Source organism: Marinobacter antarcticus (genome assembly GCF_900142385.1).
In the GTDB taxonomy this organism is placed as follows: Bacteria; Pseudomonadota; Gammaproteobacteria; order Pseudomonadales; family Oleiphilaceae; genus Marinobacter; species Marinobacter antarcticus.
The window spans coordinates 1,361,800-1,378,586 of record NZ_FRAQ01000001.1; the positions used below are offsets into that span (position 1 = coordinate 1,361,800).

The window sequence follows — 16,787 nt, forward strand, 5'->3', positions numbered from 1 at the left end:
TGCTGTTGAAAAAGCGATCCTTTCTCATCAGGATGATGAATTAATCTCACCAATCGAGCGACGTTATGCGCCACCTGCCACCCCTCAATGCGCTTCGGGTATTTGAATCAGCCGCAAGACACTGCAGCTTTGCCGCAGCTGGCAAGGAACTTTTCGTAACGTCATCCGCGGTCAGTCATCAGGTGAAGACACTTGAAGAATATTTGGGGCTTTCACTCTTTAACCGAAGCCGGCGAACGGTGACGTTGACCCCTGCAGGCGAGCAATACCTCACATCTGTCAGGCATGCGTTCGATGAGATTGAAATGGCCACCCAACGACTGACCGCGAACCAGGAATCCAACGTGGTCAAGATCAGCGTTGCACCCAACTTCCTGACCCGCTGGCTGATGCCACGCATGGCTCGATTCCAGGCCCTGTACCCGGATATTGAACTGGAAATTAACGCGTCCATGGGGCTGCTGGATTTCGACCGTACCAGTACCGATATGGCAGTCTATTTCGGGAATGGTGAATGGGACGATATTGAAGTGCATTTCCTGCGCAAAGTTATGCTGGTGCCGGTGTGTAGCCCGCTGCTGCTGGAAGGTGAGTTGCCGCTGGAAAAGCCTGAAGACTTGGCCAAACACACTCTGATCTATGTCAGCAAACGGAAGTGGGAGTGGGAGAGCTGGCTGCAACAGTCAGGCGTAGACTTTATATCCGCCCGGGGCAGCCTGCAGATGTCCAGCGGGCAACTTGCCACGGCGGCGGCCCAAGAGGGCCTGGGAGTAGCGCTGGCTGATAGCACCCTGACGTCCCGTGAGATTAAATCGGGGAAGTTGGTGGTGCCTTTCAACATCCAGCTGGATACGAATCGGGCCTTCTATCTGGTCTACCGCAAGCAACGTCCGCTGACCGTCGGGATGAAAGCCTTCAAGGAGTGGCTGATGAGCGAGATGTAGGGAGCCCAGGCGGAAAAACCGGGACAGATCTATTTTTTCAATCCTATACTGAAAGGAGGCTGAATGCTGCCAAGTGCGGCCAGTTACTGAATTCTCGTTACCCGGGGGTTGTCGATGGGAGAAAGCTGGCAGGGTTTGCTTGTGGCGTTGCAGGAAATACGCTTGCAGGACGTCATCCCGCAGGCAGCTATTCTGGTGTTTGCGGGGATGATCGCGTTCTATCTGCACCATCTCATTGCCCGGCGTACCGCTGCAGATTCCCAGGGCATGCGACACTTGACGCAACGCACCATTCAGCGCCTTGCCTTTCCCATCTCGATGCTGCTGTTGGTTCTGCTGGGTCGCGCGTCACTCGCCGCGCTGAATCAGGCCTATTGGGCCCTGGATCTGGCTGTCCCGCTGCTGATCTCGTTCGCCCTGATCCGCATCCTGGTTTATATGTTGCGCAAGGGGATGCGAAGCGGCCCCTTGGTCAAGGCTTCGGAAAACGTAATCAGTACCTTCATCTGGCTGGTGGTGGGCCTGCATCTCGTGGGCTTGCTACCCGGATTGCTTGAGGCCATGGATAGCCTGGCCATCTCCGTGGGCGACCTGCGCATATCCCTGTTGGCGGTCATCAAGCTACTCCTGCTGATGGGCCTTGTGTTAGTGGTTGCCATATGGCTCTCGGGCATTATCGATCGGCGACTGTCCCAGTTGCCGTATCTGAGCCCCGGCGCGGCCGTGGGTTTCTCCAAAGTCAGCAAGTTGGTGCTGATCACCGTTGCTGCAATGTCCGTTCTTAATCTGGTCGGTATTGATCTCACGGCGCTCGCGGTTTTCGGCGGTGCCCTGGGTGTTGGCCTTGGCTTCGGCCTGCAGCGTATTGCCAGCAATTTCATCAGCGGTTTTATTCTTGTGTTCGACCGCTCGATTCGCCCCGGTGATGTGGTCAGCGTCGGTGAGAAGTTCGGCTGGGTGGTCGCATTGCATGCCCGCTACGTGGTGGTGCGCAACCGCGACGGCGTGGATACGCTCATTCCCAACGAAAACCTTATTACCACTGAGGTGATTAACTGGTCTTATTCGGACCCCAACGTACGCCTGAAGATCCCGGTTTCGGTAAGCTACAGTGATGACGTGGAGTGTGCCATGGCAATCATGTTGGAGATTGCCCGGGAGCACCCCCGCGTGATTTCGGAGCCGGAGCCGGTGTGCCGGTTAACGGAGTTCGGCGACAACGGCATTCATCTGGAAGCTCGGGTCTGGGTCGCAGACCCGGAAGCAGGTTTCGGTAGCGTACGCTCTGACATCAATCTGGAGATCTGGCGCCGATTCAAGCAAGAAGGCATCACCATCCCGTTCCCGCAACGAGACCTTTACATCAAGGAAGCGCCAGCGAAATAATCATGGGAAAACCGCGACTGAGATCGACGGCATTTCCAGTCTCAATGACAAGCCTGCACCCCAGATGAGTTGTAAGGAGTAACCCCATGCGCAGACTCTTCTTCGGACTGGAGATTCCCGCTCAGATCAAAGATCGCCTGTTGAAGGCCAGGGCAGAGGTGTCAGGTGCCAAATGGCAAAGTGTTGAGCAGATGCACATCACCTTGCTGTTCCCTGGCGAAGTGGAAGAAGAACGTCTATTGGCAGCGTGCGAGGCTGCCCGCCATATTCCCCTGGCGGCTTTTGAGCTGAATGTTGCGGGTCTGGGTTGTTTCGGTCAGCCTCGTGCCCCTCAAAATCTCTGGGCGGGCGTCCAGCCGACGGCTCCCGTTGCCAGCCTCCATAGTGCGATTAAAGACCAAATGGAGAACCTCGGATTAACAACTGAAAGTCGGGCATTTCGTCCCCATATCACCCTGGCCAGATTCAAGCGCCAGCCCGGTTCGGTTCAGAGCTTGCTGGCCGAGTATGGGGAAACGGCTTTTGGGTCGTTTCAGGTGGATCAGTTCGTCCTCTTTGAGAGTGAACAGCGCTCCGGTGGTTCGGTATACACAGTGATTGAACGCTTCCCTTCATGGCCCGCCGCTGTTTAAAAGCAAGAAGAAGCTGATGCCAACACAGGCCAGGGTGATTGTGCCTGGTGTTCCATTGGCGAGGAGTTACAAAAATCCTAAGGCATCGAATCAAAGACTGATTTATGTTCCACGTCGGATTGATTCAGGGGTGCACTCTGGTATCTGTTACCTCTTGCCATCATGCCGGGCCTGATCAAGTCGACCTGGTTCAAGGAGGACGTGAATTGAATCAGAAAGGATTGCTCACAGCATGGAATGACGCCAAGGGGTTTGGTTTCATTACTCCTGAGGGCGGCGGCTGTTGTGCTGGTGTTTTTCACCATTCTGGCTGGCTGTCCTCGCCAATCTGGGCGCTCTGGCTTGGCTGCTGGCTGCCCCGGAAGCGAGCGCTTTGCGGCAGCAATTGGGCTTTAATTTGTTGAACTCTTTGCGGCCGCTTATCTGGTAGCTGACAGAGTTTTTTAAAAAAGGAGATGTTATGACGGTTAAACATTATACCGAATACAAGATGGTCCATATCGCGGAGGGCGGATGTGGGACGTTGCTTCTGGGTTCCTCGGGCTTGCCTTTAAAGAAGATTGAGGCGGAATTAAACCGCTACGCTTCTGAAGGTTGGCAGGTTGTATTTCAGGTTCTGGAGATGAAACGCTTCTGGCTGTTTTGGCAGCGTGAAGCTGTGATCGTTACGTTGGGACGTTAATAAAGTGCTGAAGACGCTGGCTCTGAAGGCCATCGGATTTTATCGCCGCACCGGAGGCGGCACCCGATGGTTTGGCATCGACTGCAATTTTGAACCGAGTTGCTCTGCCTACTCTGAGGAGGCAATCCGGCAATTTGGTTTTCGCAAAGGGCTGGCGTTGACGCTTCACCGTCTTCGAAGGTGCAACAGGCCTGACGCGATCTGTAAATGCATCGAGCCGGTAACATGGGATATCGAGCATGCTGAAACAAGAAGACGTTGATGCCGAGGAAGAGTTGCTCAGAAAGGCGATTCGGGAGCTTTCAGACGAGCATCGGGCAGAATTCTATCGGCAGGCCGGGAAAACGGTTAAAGACCCGGATACATACGCCGCATTGAACTGGTTTTTTATCGCCGGGTTGCATCATTTTTATCTGGGGCGCTGGCAATGGGGGCTGTTTGATCTTGGCGCTCTGTTTGTTGCGATTGGCTGTTTCCTGGCGGGGTTGATTTGGCCGGCAGTCGTCTTGCTCTTGATCGTTTATTCGTGGGAACTGTGGCAATTGTTCAGATCCCAGATCATCGTTCAGGACTGGAATAATCGGCTTTATCGGGACTTGTTGCGCCGCTATTAACCAACGAAAAGCTGGGCTGTCCGTCGAATGTTGAGGCCATCACGGTCTTACCGACCAGGACGGGACGCAATGTCCACAACCTCTATGGGGTCGCTGAACCTGTTTCGCTTTAGAGAAAAAAACCAAATCGTCGCACGCAAACGTCTACGTCGAACTCGCTGCCAATGGCCACCACGGCAACGCTTTTGATGTCCGCAGGTTTTAGCTGAGCGTCGGTACGGTGAGCGAGCAGTTGCCCATAGGGCACGATGAATCGAGTCCATTGCGGCTCCACCGGCAAAGTGCAGCGAAAGGATTGCCAGGGCTTGTCGAGCTGATTCGTTTTTACGTGCAGGTTATAGTCGTGCGCCGCGCCGCACAGCTCGATGAACAGGCCCCTGTAGTTAGCGCATGACCAACCCGGCTCCATCTCAAGCTTCATCTGTACGAACCCACCGTTGTTATCGAGGCGGGTGCGGCCAGTCAAACAGGTGCAGGGCGAGCTATGATGGTCGTCCTGTTGCAGTGCAGCACTGGAAACGCCACCCATGACCTGATCGCTGATCACGGTCCAGGGCGAAGGTACATCCAGGCGGGCCTGATAAATATCGATCAGTTGTTCGGCACGGACGGCGGGGCCTCGGGTTTTGATGTTTTCATTCATAAGCTTGAAGCACTCCCGGCCAATTTCCTCATGATCCACCAACTGATCAAACCAGCGGCTGGCTACGTCATTACTGATCAGCCCCAGCAGCGCTCCAAGCACCATGCCCCGATGGACGTTATCGCCGCCCAGATTGGTGTTTACCCGCAGTGCTAACCACGGATCATTGCGGTATTTGTAGGCCAGGTACAGAACAACCGGCCAGGAGTCTGAGATGTAGCAGGCGGGTGAGTACATCCGGCCCACCACCTGATTGTCCGGCAGGTTTCGTTTCACCAATGCCGCGACATCCAGGCCCACTGAGCCCTTGCCGGCTTCCGACAGCAGCGCCTTGATGCCTTCTTCGTCTGGCCCTTCCATCAGGCCGCAAAGAAGGTTTACATAGCGGTCACAGACCTGCATCAAGGTTTCATCCGGGTGCGTTAGTGCCAGGTGTTCCCGGCAAAGAGCCTGGATGTCGGGCATTTCCGTACCTCGAAGCCGCTCTGAAAATACCAGCGGGGCAATCGTCACCAGGCCGCCGATAGAGGGCGTGTCGTGGGTCTTCATGGCGCATTGCTCGGGCGGCAGGCCTTTCGCCAGATTGGCGAAGAATCCGCGATGGTAGGACTCGGCATAGGTGTCTGAATGCGCCGGGGGATCTGCGGTCATAAAGCCGATGTAGGCGGGCAGGAAGGTCTGTGCACGGTAGTGCCCTTTATCGTCTGCGAGGCACCGCATCAAAACGCGGCTGCAGTGGGCATTCAAGGTGTTCTCGCCCGCGGCCATACCCTGATGATAGTGAACGTTCGGTACATTCCAGAATTGCGCGCGGCCTTTGAGGATAACGTCCCCCACAATTTGCGGCTCCGCTTTGTGGCGGTGACGGGCACGGCGACCACCGCTGCTCGTGGAATGCAGCGACATAATGGAAGAGGGGTGGAACTCTGGTGCGGCTTCGAATCGCTGAATGCCTCCGGGAAAGGCCTTTTCGATATCCATTTGGTTGTAGAACCAATGCACGGGCATCGCCAGGGCGTCGGCAATGAATTGGGTTTTCAGGCTGTTGCGGACACGGTCTGCGGTACTGAAGTTATTTTGCACTGGAAAGCTCCCGGCGTTGGCTGACGTTCCGGTAGATACGATCGCAGGCTGGCTTCGGCTCTGGTGGTGAGGCAGTTCAGCCAGCATTGAGATAGTGATAGGGCCTTTTCAGCGCGGTACGAACCTCTCCGATGGAAAAAACTCTGGCAAACTCCGCGAACCGTTGGCCGTTAAACCATAGCTGTACGACCGGAAGAGAAAAAATGCCGCGAACTGCGCACAATTTGCCGCCGCTTTCCTGGCAATCAATGTAGGCTGTTACCAGCTTCGGGAATTCCTCGCTGGCAAGCTTTTCAAGCTGAGGCTTGATTGCCTGGCATACGCCGCAGTGGGGGCCACCAAAAAGGATAAGGACAGCGGGATTTGTTTTCAGTAATTCTGATAATGCGTCTTCTGAACAAAAAGTCTTCACAGCTTCGCTCCACTTTTTCTGGATGCTCCCAATTATGCCCAAACTATTCTTCGGCCTGGAAATTCCCGCTCAGATTAAAACCCGCTTGTTGGAGGTGAGGGCAGGTGTGCACAGTGATTGAACGTTTTCCGTCAATTGGCATCTGAAACCTGCTCCATAACCGGAACTTTGTGCCACGTCGAGCGATCCATCCAGGGGTCGCGCAGGCCAATGTGCCCGATGCCGGGCAATTTGACGGCCAAAGTCAGAGGGTCAATACCAATATTGAGGCCGAGGATGTTCAGTTCAACACCTTCCCGGACACTCGCCATAAGACCGAAATAACCATTGAGGGAGAACTGGTAGCCCGAACCGCTGGGAGCCTTCGCAAATACTCCGTCAGCGAGATAGTCTTTTCCGATGGCAATGTTGGGCAGCGCAACATTCAGTTCGGGTACCTGCCGGATTACCCAGGCTACAAAGGTATTGCTGTTGGGCCCGGGCCAGGCTTTGTATTCATTCGCGAAGGGGTAGGCGTCGATAGCTGTCCGGATATTGATGATGGCGGCGCCCGCTTTCTCACCACGTAGATCGGCCAGCAACATCGGCGGGTTGCCATACCAGGCGGTATCCGGCTCACCGGGGCGGGACCGCACCGCCTTATAACCCCAACCAGTGACATCGTGAACCTCGTAGGTGGATGCCCCGCGCTCCTTGGTCGCAATCCAGGTATGGACCGCAAAATTACCGCGCCAATTATAAGCTCGGGCACCATAAACCTGCACAATGGCTTCTTCGGTCTGGCCCGGCAGTGGCGCAATGCCTGCGCTGGAGCGATCGGCGTCACGCCAGCTCTGGCCAGACTGAGTACTGCAGGCCGCAATCAGTGCGGGGCCGGCTAGCAGAACCAACAAAAATACTGTGGTTCTGACGAGCCATCGAAGGAGTTTAATCATTCCAGGGGTACCTCGGACTGCATGCATTGGTTGGTAATCAAAACCCAACCAGTATACGTCTCATATAATCTCAAGCATCAATACGAAGCATTACCGACAGCTATCATTATGGCTTTCGGCGGATCAACCACCCTGTTGTTATCCAGATCACCAGTCGACCGCAACGGCCGCTGGAATCAACGCCGTTGCTGGCTATAATGACGTACCTTGAACCCTCGCAGAGAACCCTATGCCAATCGAAAAGAATCAAGTGGTCTTGTTTCACTACAGCGTCAGTGATGACCAAGGCAAGGTTGTTGAAAACTCCCGTGGCGGCGAGCCGAACGCCTACCTGCATGGCCACGGCGGCATTATCCGGGGTCTGGAAGAAGCCCTGGAAGGTCGCGACGCCGGCGATACGTTCAGCGTCACCATCACTCCGGAAAAAGCCTACGGTCCGCGCAAAGCCGATTCCATTCAGCGCGTGCCGATCAAGCATTTGATCGGTGCCAAACGCTGGAAGCCGGGGATGATAGCCCAGCTGCAAACCGAGCAGGGCCCGCGCCATGTGATCGTCGCCAAAGTTGGCCTCAAGTTTGCCGATGTCGACAACAATCATCCGATGGCTGGTAAAACCCTGACCTTCGATATCGACATCATCGAAGTACGCGCTGCCAGTCCGGAAGAGATAGCGCACGGCCACGCGCATGGGCCGGGTGGGCATCATTGAACGATAATCGGTAGCTGAACCATGCAAATCGGCGTCATCGCAGACACCCACAGCAAAATGCGTCCCGAAGCCCTGGAGGTATTGAACAGAAACGTTGGGGGCAGGTCTTGAGTTTTGCCCTGTGTTGCCCGGCGGCTCAGGACAGAACCTGGCCGCCGTCCACCACCAGCGTCTGGCCGGTCATCCACCGGGCCAGATCGGAGGCCAGGAACAACGCCACGTCGGCGACTTCCTCCGGCGTGCCAAGGCGCCCGAAGGGAATTCCCCCGCGAATACGCTCGTAGAGCTCCGGATTGTGCTGACGGGCCTGATCCCAGACGCCGCCCGGGAACTCGATCGAGCCCGGGGCAATGCCATTAACACGCACTTTATGCGGGGCCATGGCCACCGCCAGGCTTCCGGTGTAGTGAGCGACGGCGGCCTTGATGGCCGCGTAGGGGGCGGTGCGTGTCGAGGCGTGCAGGGCGGCGATGGAGGCAATGTTGATGATCGTGCCCCCGGTTTCCTTAAGCGCTGGCAGGCAGGTATGGCCGGCGCGAACCGTGCCCATCAGATCCACCTCAACGCTGCTCAGCCAGCCTTCTTCGCTGTCCTCCCGCCCGAACGCCGAGGCGCAATTGACCAGCACGTCCAGGCCGCCCAACTCGCCCATGGCGCTCTGCAGATAAGTCTCCAGCGCGGCCTTATCGCCGATGTCGCAGGAAGCCACATGCAGCGCCAGCCCCTCGCCTGCCACTTCTTCCGCCAGTGCGTCCAGGGACGCCTGCCCGCGCGCGCACACGGAAACGCTGGCCCCGGCTCGGGCAAATCCCAAGGCAATGGCCCGGCCAATACCTTTGCTGCCGCCAGCGACGATGACGCGCCGGCCGTGGAAATCAAACGTCATTGAATGCTCCTGTTTTCCCGTTAGGTTTGGTCTCGCCTCTGGTCGCGCCAGTGGCTCGAATCTCCAGCTACTTTACGCCGAACCGGCGGCCGTGGCAGCCCGATTCCGGGATCTGGGCTGCGCGAACGATGCATTCTGCGGCGAAAACCGCGGAAAACCGGGACAGATCTATTTTTTGCAATCCTGTCAAAGCAGGAATGGTGGATAGGGCTGAGTCGTATGAGTGGTCGAGCTATTCTCCATGTGTGGGGTTGTCAGCCTGCCATTGGCTGGATGAGCCGGACACTTTTCGGGCCCTGGCAGACAACCATGAGATGCGGGTCGTGGCCTATCGGCAGTTTGTTGAACTGGAAAATGATTCACAGTCAGATGAGTTGATTCGGTCGCCTTCCAGGCCTTGGCCTGGTGTGACCGCTACGCTATCGAGCGCTTCCATGGCTTCATCACGGGCGGGGCGGATACCAATCCATTCCACTCGTCCAGTTTGGGGGAGGGTGTTGAACAGGATCTGAAGTGGGGTTTGTTCAGGCATGGGCCAGCGCTCGCACACAGCGGCGGAACAGTTCCGCCGAGAAGAACCGGTGTTCGCCTGGCTGATCTGCCACGAATAGCCGACCACCGGATTCGCGGATGCCGCCTTCGATCATCAGGTTGTCACTCATCTCAAAGTCCTCAATGGTGTGGCCCAGTTCGTCCAGACCGGTTGAGCCCGTCCGTTCCCGGTAGTGCCGGCTGTCCAGGGTGAATGCGAAGGCGGGCTTGCCCTGTCCGGTCATGTAGCCCACTTCGTATACCGTGCCCGGGTCAGCACTGATGCTGCGGAAGGGTGTCAGGTTGGCGATGATGGCATCGCAGCTGTCCATCAGTTCACGGTTGGCCTGGTAGATCCGCTGCCCGCGATCGGGTTTTGCTTCTTCGTCGGAAAATGCCAGCTCCGTGTCCAGCGGGTCCACACCTTCAAATCCGTATTCCCGGAGCAGGCGTTTTTTCTCGGCCACGATGACCTGGTGTTCTTCGGCCGGGAAAAATACTTCCGGGCCGGCGAGGTAGATTCGTTTTGGCTTTGCCATGGGTGCCTCTTAGAGCTGATAAAATTGCAGGATAGCATCCAGCATTTCCGGGGTAGGGCGGGTGACGGTGTAACCATCACAACGCTGGTCAAAGCAGGTCCCGCTTCGGCATCAAGCGAGGAGGTCATTGCTTGGGTACTGAACAACAACGCATCTGTGACGCGTAGCCGTCGTGCTTGATAATATGAAAACCGGGACTGATTGATTTTCTTGCCCGGCTTTCGTTGGCGACCAAATGGTTAGAGTTTACAGTGAATATTCAGGGTCAGTGCGGCTGTTTTCAGGATTGGTGGCCCCGGGTTGAGCGTAATCGCGGGATTTTCAGTGACAGTTAAAGAGGCAGTTTAGATGGCGACGATAAAACCTGGTGGCCTGGGAATTAAAACGCGCCTGTTTCAGGTCATTTTCGAATCAGATACCCGCCTGGCCAAGGGCTTTGATATTTTTCTGGCGTTGCTGATATTCCTCAGCGTCGGGATTATTCTGCTGGACAGTGTTATGGAATACCATGCTCGCTTCGGTGAGATTTTTTATGTCATGGAATGGGGCATTACGGTGCTGTTCACCATCGAGTTGGCGCTGCGCCTCTATTGCCTGGAAAAGCCGAAGCTTTATCTGAAAAGCTTTTACGGCGTTATCGACGTTCTGGCGGTCTTGCCTGTCTGGCTGGAGCTCTTGTTCCCGGGTGCGCAGACTCTCGTAGTAGTGCGTCTGCTGCGGACGCTGCGTCTGTTCCGGGTACTGGAGATGATGACGGTAGTGGGCGAGGGCCGCCTGCTGATGGACGCGCTGATTCGTAGCCGGGACCAGATCCTGCTTTTTCTGTTCGCAGTGTTGATGGTCGTAACCATCTTCTCTTCTTTGCTTTATCTCATTGAGCCGGCCGAAGCGGGCTTTACCAGTATTCCCAAATCCATCTACTGGGGAATCGTGACACTGACAACAGTAGGCTATGGCGATATATCGCCGGTGACGCCCTGGGGGCAGTTCATTTCCGTGATGATCATGTTGGCGGGCTACTCGATTATTGCGCTTCCCGTTGGCGTTTTTTCCGCAGAAATGATTCGCGCACTGCGTGCAGAACGTTACTCCGATGAAGCCTGCCCAGGGTGCGGTCAACATCGACATGAAATCGATGCCAAGTATTGTAAATACTGCGGCACCTGGCTTGATGAAGAGAAACCCGAGCCGGGCAACGCCGGATGATGTTGTTCGCGAGAAATCTGAACAGCTTTATTTTCCGCGATTTTTCCGTTAATCACTGCGGCGACCAAACTTCCCCAAATTTAGCTGGCCGGGGTCGGCGTGAGCCAGACTGGCCATGAGAAAGCTTCCCAGTGAAAGAAGTGAAGTGAACATTCCTGAGGTTTTGAGGGTTAAATGAAATTTCTGGTTGTCGGAATCATTGTGGTGGTTGTCGGGTTTCTGATCTGGCGCAGCAAACAGAACACAGATCCTGCGGAACCTTTCCAGATTCCAGTCGGCATCAGCATTGACGGTCCGCATGTTTTCCAGGCTGGCTCGGCACCATGCTCCGGGAGGGGCCTGAATCGACGGGCAGGAGCATACCGATGAAAAGACACGCAACCATCGTTAAACCGGGAGATTATGAGAGTGCGCTGAGTGTAGTAGGTACGGATGTTATCGTTCTCGCCGCAAAGCAGGTCACACAGGGGCAAGAGTTTACATTTCAACGTGGGAAAAAGGCATGGGGCCTCCCCCGCACAGTCATGATTGGGGCGAAGCGTTTTTCGTCCTCAAGGGAAGCGTTGATTTCACCTGCGAGGGCAAGCCGGAAATCTGTCCCGCTTTTGCACTATGGAAGACTAAATTGCATGGCTAGAATAAGTGCAACAGAATAGACACATGAAATCGCTCTTTTTGATCGTTGCTTACCTTGTTGCGGTCACATTGCCGTTGATCTTGTCCGCGTGGGTCGGAGGGCCGCCACGCCAGTTTCACCAGGAACTGGCCTCTGGCCTTGGCATTCTTGCCTTCTCGATGGTTCTCATGGAATTCATCCTGTCCGGCCGTTTCAAGACCATTTCAAATGGCATCGGGCTGGATGTGACAATGCGGTTTCACCAGATCATGGCTCGCACGGCACTGGTCTTTGCTCTGCTGCACCCGTTTCTTTACCAGGGGACGCCGTCAGGTGGTCAACGCCCCTGGGACCCCACGCGCGAATTGACGCTCACGACCGATTTTTCGGCTTTGTCGACAGGCATTGCCGCCTATCTGCTTCTTCCAAGCCTTGCTTTACTGGCAATCGGGCGCACCCAACTGGACTACAAATACGAGACATGGCGCCTTTTGCATGGGATCGGCGCGCTCTTGATCGCGGTTCTTCTGTTGCATCATACCGTGTATGCAGGGCGTTACGGATCGCAGCCTGTGATGACCTGGGTGTGGCTGGCAATGACTGGCGTTGCTGTTGGGTCACTGCTTACGGTTTACCTGCTGGTTCCCCTTCTGCAGAAGGCACGTCCCTGGCGCGTGACCTCCGTGGTCCAATTGACGCCAAAGCAATGGGATGTGACCGTGAAACCAGACGGTCATCGTGGTCTTGATTACAAAGCCGGGCAATTCGTCTGGCTAAATGTGGGGCACAACCCCTTCTCGATGAAAGAAAACCCCTTCTCCATTTGCTCAGCGCCGGCAGCCGGACCGGAAATATCGTTCATGATCAAAGAGATTGGCGACTTCACACGAACAATTTGCCAGATACAAGCTGGAACAGTCGCCTACCTTGACGGCCCTTATGGCAATCTTACTGTCGATAGTCGCGCTGAACCTGGGGTCGCTCTCATCGCAGGTGGCGTTGGCCTTGCTCCTCTGCTGGGCATACTCAGGCAAATGCGCCTGACTGACGATTCGCGCAAGGTGAAGCTGATCTATGGAAATCGGATCATTGATCAGATTGCCTATCGTGAGGAGCTGGGTGTGGAGGACGTAGTCCATGTGCTGTCAGAACCGCCAGAAACCTGGCACGGAGAGACAGGCTTCATAGATGCAGCGCTGATAGATCGCGTATTTTCAGAGAAAGAGTTCAGCGAATGGGTCTTTGTGCTGTGCGGACCGGCGGGCATGATGGATGTTGCTGAAGATCACCTGATCAAGAGGGGCACGCCCTCTCATCGTATCCTGTCAGAGCGGTTCGCCTATGACTAATCCAATCAAGCGTCTGAGTCAGCGGCGACGGGTTTCTTTGACAATCTGGGTTCTGAATATCGCCTTATGCTTGATCCTTCTCGTTTTTGTATTGCGCTAATTCATGTAGGAAAACCGGGCCAGATTCAGTTTCCGCCTGATGGTGTTTCGGTCTTTCCTGTAACGTTTGGATTGTCCTGCTCGTCTAATCAGTGAACGCACTTCGTTGATTGAGTTTCGAGGGGGCTATCCTGAGATCTTCAACCTATACGCACGAGAGCTGAGCAATGATCGAAACTCCACTGGAATTCCCGAGCTACGGTACAACCTGTCGCGGTGTTCTTTATACACCGGATGCCGACAGCAGGAACCTGCCATGTATCGTGATGGCGCATGGTTTTGGACTGACTCACGCCAGTGGTCTTGCACCGTTTAAAGAGGCCTTTTGCCAGGCGGGTTATGCGGTCTTCGCCTTTGACTACCGCCATTTTGGTGAAAGTGACGGTCAGCCACGCCAGACGCTGAGCCCCCGGAAGGAAGTGGCTGACTGGCTGGAGGCACTGAAATTTGCGCGACAGCTCGATGGTATCGACCGAAACCGTATTTGCCTTTGGGGGACATCGTTTTCTGGCGGGCTTGTGATCGCCGCGGCGGCGCAAGATGGAAACGTGCAGTGCACCATCTCCCAATGCCCGATGATGGATGGTTTTGCATCTCTGCTGGGCGTTATCGGTTATGCCGGCATCATGCAGGGTCTGCGTCTGACTTACCACGCCACTGTAGACTGGATTCGCCGTGGGCTTGGGATGTCTCCCCAATATATCGCATCGGCGGGCCGTCCCGGGGAGTTGGGCATGATGACGGCCGAGGATTGTCAGGAGGGTTATGTTCCCCTGTTGGCGGATAATGCGTCGAATTATGTGGCTGCAGGCGTAAGTTATGCGATCCCTCTTTTCCGGCCCACCCGTTTTGCCAGCAAAGTCACGTGTCCGGCACTCATGTTGATTTGCGACCACGATACGGTTGCCCCAGCGAAGGCCGGAGTTAAAGCTGCCGAAAAAATGCCGAACTCGGAAGTAAAGCACTATCCTGTCGGCCATTTTGACGTCTATCGGGGCGAACCTCTGGCTCAGTCAATAAAAGATCAGCTTGAGTTCCTGGGCCGGAAGATGCCGGTGTGAACTGAACGAAAACCGGTTTGGTGCTTCCTTGTTTGGTCCCAGCTCATCTTGGTCAGCCTAAGTTTTTAGGAGTAACTATGTTTCGCATTCACGTTGAGCGGGTTCTTTCCAGGGACATCGACACTGTGTTTGAGGCCCTCTCCGATCATGCCCGCTACGATCGGTTCCCTGGGGTCAACAAGTCTCTGCTGGTTGAGGAAGGCAAAGACGAAAAAAATGGCACTGGCGCCGTCAGGATTATCGGAGCAGGCCGGCTTGAACTGACCGAGCGTATTACGCAGTTCGAGAGGCCAAACAGGATGCACTATCGCATCGAGAGATCGAGTCCGTTCTCCGTTCAACACACGAAGGGAGAGATTGTTTTGCAGCCTGAGGGTGAGTGGACGAGGGTTACCTGGATTTCCGAGGGGCACGTGCAGGTGCCGCTGCTTGGCGGGGTGATGGACCGATTGGCTGAGCGCAGCTTTTCGAAGGCGTTCAGTTCACTGCTCAAGGCCATTGAAAGGCTTTAGGGTTCTAGGTTAGGTATTTCCCGGAAAACCGGGACGAAAACCGGGACAGATTTATTTACACACGGAAAACCGGGACAGATTTATTTACAGGTTCGCAGGTAACGGCACAGGTATTTGCTAGTATGACCGCCCTTTCATCCGGATAGCGATTAAGCACTGCAAAATGAATGCTCCTTTCAAGCTGCGGCCTTACCAGCAGGAAGCCGTTGATGCCACATTGAAACACTTTCGCAAATCTGATGATTCTGCCGTTATTGTGCTGCCGACCGGTGCGGGTAAAAGTCTGGTCATCGCCGAGTTGGCCCGTCTTGCCCGGCGAAAAATTCTGGTGCTGACCCACGTAAAAGAGCTTGTTGATCAGAATCACGCCAAATACCAGAGCTATGGGTTAACCGCCGGCATCTTCTCCGCCGGGTTAAAACGCAAGGAAAACCGGTATCAGGTAACCTTCGCCAGTGTGCAGTCCGTATCGGCTAATCTGGACCAGTTCAGAGATGAATACTCATTGCTCATCATCGATGAGTGCCATCGGGTCAGTGGTGATGAAAGCAGTCAGTATCAAACAATCATCGAGCTGCTGCGGCAACAGAATGACTCTCTTAAAGTGCTCGGCCTAACCGCCACACCCTATCGCCTGGCCATGGGCTGGATCTATCGCTATCACTACCGGGGCTTTGTCCGTAGCTGTAGTGAAGAACAGGATAAGCCCTTTGTGCAGTGCATTTATGAACTGCCCCTGAGTTATATGATTAATCGGGGGTATCTCACCAGGCCTGAGTTGGTTAACGCGGCGGTGGCGCAATACGATTTCTCTGCGCTGTCGCAGAACCGCTTTGGCGAATACGCCGAAAAAGACGTTAACCAGCTGCTGGGCAAACATCAACGTGTGACCCGGGCCATTATTGAGCAGGTGATGGAGCTGGCCGTTAAGCGCAAGGCGGTGATGATCTTTGCCGCAACGGTGGATCATGCACGGGAGATCACCGGCTATCTGCCGGAACACCAGACAGCCTTGATTACCGGCGCTACCGATCTGAATGAACGGGATTTGCTGATTCAGCGCTTTAAACAGCGGCAGTTAAAGTATCTGGTGAATGTATCTGTACTCACCACGGGCTTTGACGCGCCTCATGTGGACTTTATCGCCATTCTTCGCCCTACCCAGTCGGTCAGCCTGTATCAGCAGATCGTGGGTCGCGGCCTTCGTCTGGATGAAGGTAAACAGGATTGTCTGGTGATTGATTATGCGGGCAACAGTGTCAATCTGTATCACCCGGAAGTGGGGGAGAAGAAACCAAACCCCGATAGTGAGCCGGTGCAGGTATTCTGCCCGGGCTGCGGTTTTGCCAACATCTTCTGGGGCAAAACAGACAGTGAAGGCCGTGTTATCGAGCACTACGGACGCCGTTGTCAGGGGCTGCTAGTGCCTGCTGAAGAGGATGAGCCTGCAGCGCAGAACGTGCGCCCTGAGCAGTGCGATTACCGTTTTCGTTTCAAGGAGTGCCCACACTGCGGTGGCGAGAATGATATCGCGGCCCGCAACTGCCAGCAGTGTAAAAAAGCTATTATCGACCCGGACGATCAGCTAAGAGATGCCCTGAAACTCAAAGATGCCATGGTGATCCGTTGTGCCGGAATCACGTTAAGCGCCAATGACAGCAAAAACGAGAGCAAACTGAGAATCACCTATCACAGTGAAGATGGAGAAGAACTCAGCGAGTCTTTTGATTTCAGCAAACCGGCACAGCGCAACGTGTTTAACAAACTGTTCGGACGGCGTTTAGCGAATAGCCAGGCCCCGCAAGTGTTCAGCAGGATTGAAGAGGTGCTTGAGGTGCAAGACTTAATGCCTGCACCGGATTTTGTCATTGCCCGCAAACAAAAGCACTACTGGCAGGTGCAGGAACGGATTTTTGATTATCAGGGTAGCTATCGGAAGGCATATTGA

General features: G+C 55.0%; 18 protein-coding genes. 12 read left to right on the forward strand and 6 right to left on the reverse strand.

Annotated features, from left to right (window positions below):
- Positions 1-65 precede the first annotated feature (65 nt).
- The 6 genes from gcvA (at position 66) to BUA49_RS06410 (ending at position 4,258) form a co-directional block, all read left to right on the forward strand.
- Complete coding sequence (gene gcvA, locus BUA49_RS06385; protein WP_072796363.1) at positions 66-944, forward strand: transcriptional regulator GcvA; 879 nt, start codon at positions 66-68, stop codon at positions 942-944.
- Between the two features lie 114 nt (positions 945-1,058).
- Entirely contained in the window at positions 1,059-2,330 is a 1,272-nt protein-coding gene (locus BUA49_RS06390) for a mechanosensitive ion channel family protein (protein ID WP_072796364.1), read from the forward strand.
- A gap of 86 nt (positions 2,331-2,416) precedes the next feature.
- A complete protein-coding gene (gene thpR / locus BUA49_RS06395) occupies positions 2,417-2,962 on the forward strand; it encodes an RNA 2',3'-cyclic phosphodiesterase (RefSeq protein WP_072796365.1) in 546 nt (181 codons plus the stop codon).
- A 460-nt stretch (positions 2,963-3,422) separates the two neighbouring features.
- Positions 3,423-3,644: a DUF4177 domain-containing protein gene (locus BUA49_RS06400; protein ID WP_071267999.1), complete on the forward strand. Its 222-nt coding sequence runs from the start codon at positions 3,423-3,425 to the stop codon at positions 3,642-3,644.
- A gap of 4 nt (positions 3,645-3,648) precedes the next feature.
- Complete coding sequence (yidD, locus tag BUA49_RS18260) at positions 3,649-3,906, forward strand: membrane protein insertion efficiency factor YidD (protein WP_072796366.1); 258 nt, start codon at positions 3,649-3,651, stop codon at positions 3,904-3,906.
- Positions 3,884-4,258 carry a TM2 domain-containing protein gene (locus tag BUA49_RS06410; RefSeq protein ID WP_072796367.1) on the forward strand — a complete coding sequence of 125 codons (375 nt, stop codon included), beginning with the start codon at positions 3,884-3,886 and terminating at the stop codon, positions 4,256-4,258. Before yidD ends, BUA49_RS06410 begins: the two co-directional genes overlap by 23 nt.
- 109 nt (positions 4,259-4,367) lie before the next feature.
- Here BUA49_RS06410 and BUA49_RS06420 read toward each other — a convergent pair whose 3' ends face one another.
- The 3 genes from BUA49_RS06420 to BUA49_RS06430 all read right to left on the reverse strand — a co-directional run bounded on the left by BUA49_RS06420 (position 4,368) and on the right by BUA49_RS06430 (position 7,331).
- Positions 4,368-5,984, reverse strand: coding sequence for a CIA30 family protein (locus BUA49_RS06420; RefSeq protein ID WP_228704415.1), 1,617 nt, complete (start codon positions 5,982-5,984; stop codon positions 4,368-4,370).
- A gap of 76 nt (positions 5,985-6,060) precedes the next feature.
- A complete protein-coding gene (locus tag BUA49_RS06425) occupies positions 6,061-6,396 on the reverse strand; it encodes a thioredoxin family protein (protein WP_072796368.1) in 336 nt (111 codons plus the stop codon).
- Positions 6,397-6,527: 131 nt separating this feature from the next.
- Positions 6,528-7,331, reverse strand: a complete 804-nt coding sequence (locus tag BUA49_RS06430; RefSeq protein WP_072796369.1) for a DUF3750 domain-containing protein — start codon at positions 7,329-7,331, stop codon at positions 6,528-6,530.
- Positions 7,332-7,560: 229 nt separating this feature from the next.
- On the opposite strand from BUA49_RS06430, the gene BUA49_RS06435 reads away from it, so the two are divergent.
- The gene (locus BUA49_RS06435; protein WP_072796370.1) at positions 7,561-8,040 is read left to right on the forward strand and encodes an FKBP-type peptidyl-prolyl cis-trans isomerase; all 480 of its coding nucleotides are present in this window, start codon (positions 7,561-7,563) and stop codon (positions 8,038-8,040) included.
- 136 nt (positions 8,041-8,176) lie between these two features.
- Here the strand turns inward: BUA49_RS06435 and BUA49_RS06440 are convergent, their stop codons facing one another.
- The 3 genes from BUA49_RS06440 to BUA49_RS06450 form a co-directional block, all read right to left on the reverse strand.
- A complete protein-coding gene (locus BUA49_RS06440) occupies positions 8,177-8,926 on the reverse strand; it encodes an SDR family NAD(P)-dependent oxidoreductase (protein WP_072796371.1) in 750 nt (249 codons plus the stop codon).
- Positions 8,927-9,254: 328 nt separating this feature from the next.
- A complete protein-coding gene (locus BUA49_RS06445; protein ID WP_175547555.1) occupies positions 9,255-9,458 on the reverse strand; it encodes a hypothetical protein in 204 nt (67 codons plus the stop codon).
- On the reverse strand, positions 9,451-9,996 hold the full coding sequence (locus BUA49_RS06450; protein ID WP_072796372.1) for a nucleoside 2-deoxyribosyltransferase: 546 nt from the start codon (positions 9,994-9,996) through the stop codon (positions 9,451-9,453). The genes BUA49_RS06445 and BUA49_RS06450 overlap by 8 nt, the downstream gene beginning before the upstream one ends.
- Before the next feature lie 348 nt (positions 9,997-10,344).
- Between BUA49_RS06450 and BUA49_RS06455 the strand changes: the two genes are divergently transcribed.
- The 5 genes from BUA49_RS06455 to BUA49_RS06485 all read left to right on the forward strand — a co-directional run bounded on the left by BUA49_RS06455 (position 10,345) and on the right by BUA49_RS06485 (position 16,787).
- The gene (locus tag BUA49_RS06455) at positions 10,345-11,202 is read left to right on the forward strand and encodes an ion transporter (protein ID WP_072796373.1); all 858 of its coding nucleotides are present in this window, start codon (positions 10,345-10,347) and stop codon (positions 11,200-11,202) included.
- A 660-nt stretch (positions 11,203-11,862) separates the two neighbouring features.
- Complete coding sequence (locus BUA49_RS06470; RefSeq protein WP_072796376.1) at positions 11,863-13,167, forward strand: ferredoxin reductase family protein; 1,305 nt, start codon at positions 11,863-11,865, stop codon at positions 13,165-13,167.
- Positions 13,168-13,433: 266 nt separating this feature from the next.
- The gene (locus BUA49_RS06475; RefSeq protein WP_072796377.1) at positions 13,434-14,327 is read left to right on the forward strand and encodes an alpha/beta hydrolase; all 894 of its coding nucleotides are present in this window, start codon (positions 13,434-13,436) and stop codon (positions 14,325-14,327) included.
- 77 nt (positions 14,328-14,404) lie between these two features.
- On the forward strand, positions 14,405-14,839 hold the full coding sequence (locus BUA49_RS06480) for an SRPBCC family protein (RefSeq protein WP_072796378.1): 435 nt from the start codon (positions 14,405-14,407) through the stop codon (positions 14,837-14,839).
- Positions 14,840-15,002: 163 nt separating this feature from the next.
- Positions 15,003-16,787, forward strand: a complete 1,785-nt coding sequence (locus BUA49_RS06485; RefSeq protein WP_072796379.1) for a DEAD/DEAH box helicase — start codon at positions 15,003-15,005, stop codon at positions 16,785-16,787.

Coding starts and splice junctions, on each gene's coding strand:
- gcvA (WP_072796363.1), top strand. CDS start 66: ATGCGCCACCTGCCACCCCTCAATGCGCTTCGGGTATTTGAATCAGCC.
- BUA49_RS06390 (WP_072796364.1), top strand. CDS start 1,059: ATGGGAGAAAGCTGGCAGGGTTTGCTTGTGGCGTTGCAGGAAATACGC.
- thpR (WP_072796365.1), top strand. CDS start 2,417: ATGCGCAGACTCTTCTTCGGACTGGAGATTCCCGCTCAGATCAAAGAT.
- BUA49_RS06400 (WP_071267999.1), top strand. CDS start 3,423: ATGACGGTTAAACATTATACCGAATACAAGATGGTCCATATCGCGGAG.
- BUA49_RS06410 (WP_072796367.1), top strand. CDS start 3,884: ATGCTGAAACAAGAAGACGTTGATGCCGAGGAAGAGTTGCTCAGAAAG.
- BUA49_RS06430 (WP_072796369.1), bottom strand. CDS start 7,331: ATGATTAAACTCCTTCGATGGCTCGTCAGAACCACAGTATTTTTGTTG.
- BUA49_RS06435 (WP_072796370.1), top strand. CDS start 7,561: ATGCCAATCGAAAAGAATCAAGTGGTCTTGTTTCACTACAGCGTCAGT.
- BUA49_RS06440 (WP_072796371.1), bottom strand. CDS start 8,926: ATGACGTTTGATTTCCACGGCCGGCGCGTCATCGTCGCTGGCGGCAGC.
- BUA49_RS06445 (WP_175547555.1), bottom strand. CDS start 9,458: ATGCCTGAACAAACCCCACTTCAGATCCTGTTCAACACCCTCCCCCAA.
- BUA49_RS06450 (WP_072796372.1), bottom strand. CDS start 9,996: ATGGCAAAGCCAAAACGAATCTACCTCGCCGGCCCGGAAGTATTTTTC.
- BUA49_RS06455 (WP_072796373.1), top strand. CDS start 10,345: ATGGCGACGATAAAACCTGGTGGCCTGGGAATTAAAACGCGCCTGTTT.
- BUA49_RS06470 (WP_072796376.1), top strand. CDS start 11,863: ATGAAATCGCTCTTTTTGATCGTTGCTTACCTTGTTGCGGTCACATTG.
- BUA49_RS06475 (WP_072796377.1), top strand. CDS start 13,434: ATGATCGAAACTCCACTGGAATTCCCGAGCTACGGTACAACCTGTCGC.
- BUA49_RS06480 (WP_072796378.1), top strand. CDS start 14,405: ATGTTTCGCATTCACGTTGAGCGGGTTCTTTCCAGGGACATCGACACT.
- BUA49_RS06485 (WP_072796379.1), top strand. CDS start 15,003: ATGAATGCTCCTTTCAAGCTGCGGCCTTACCAGCAGGAAGCCGTTGAT.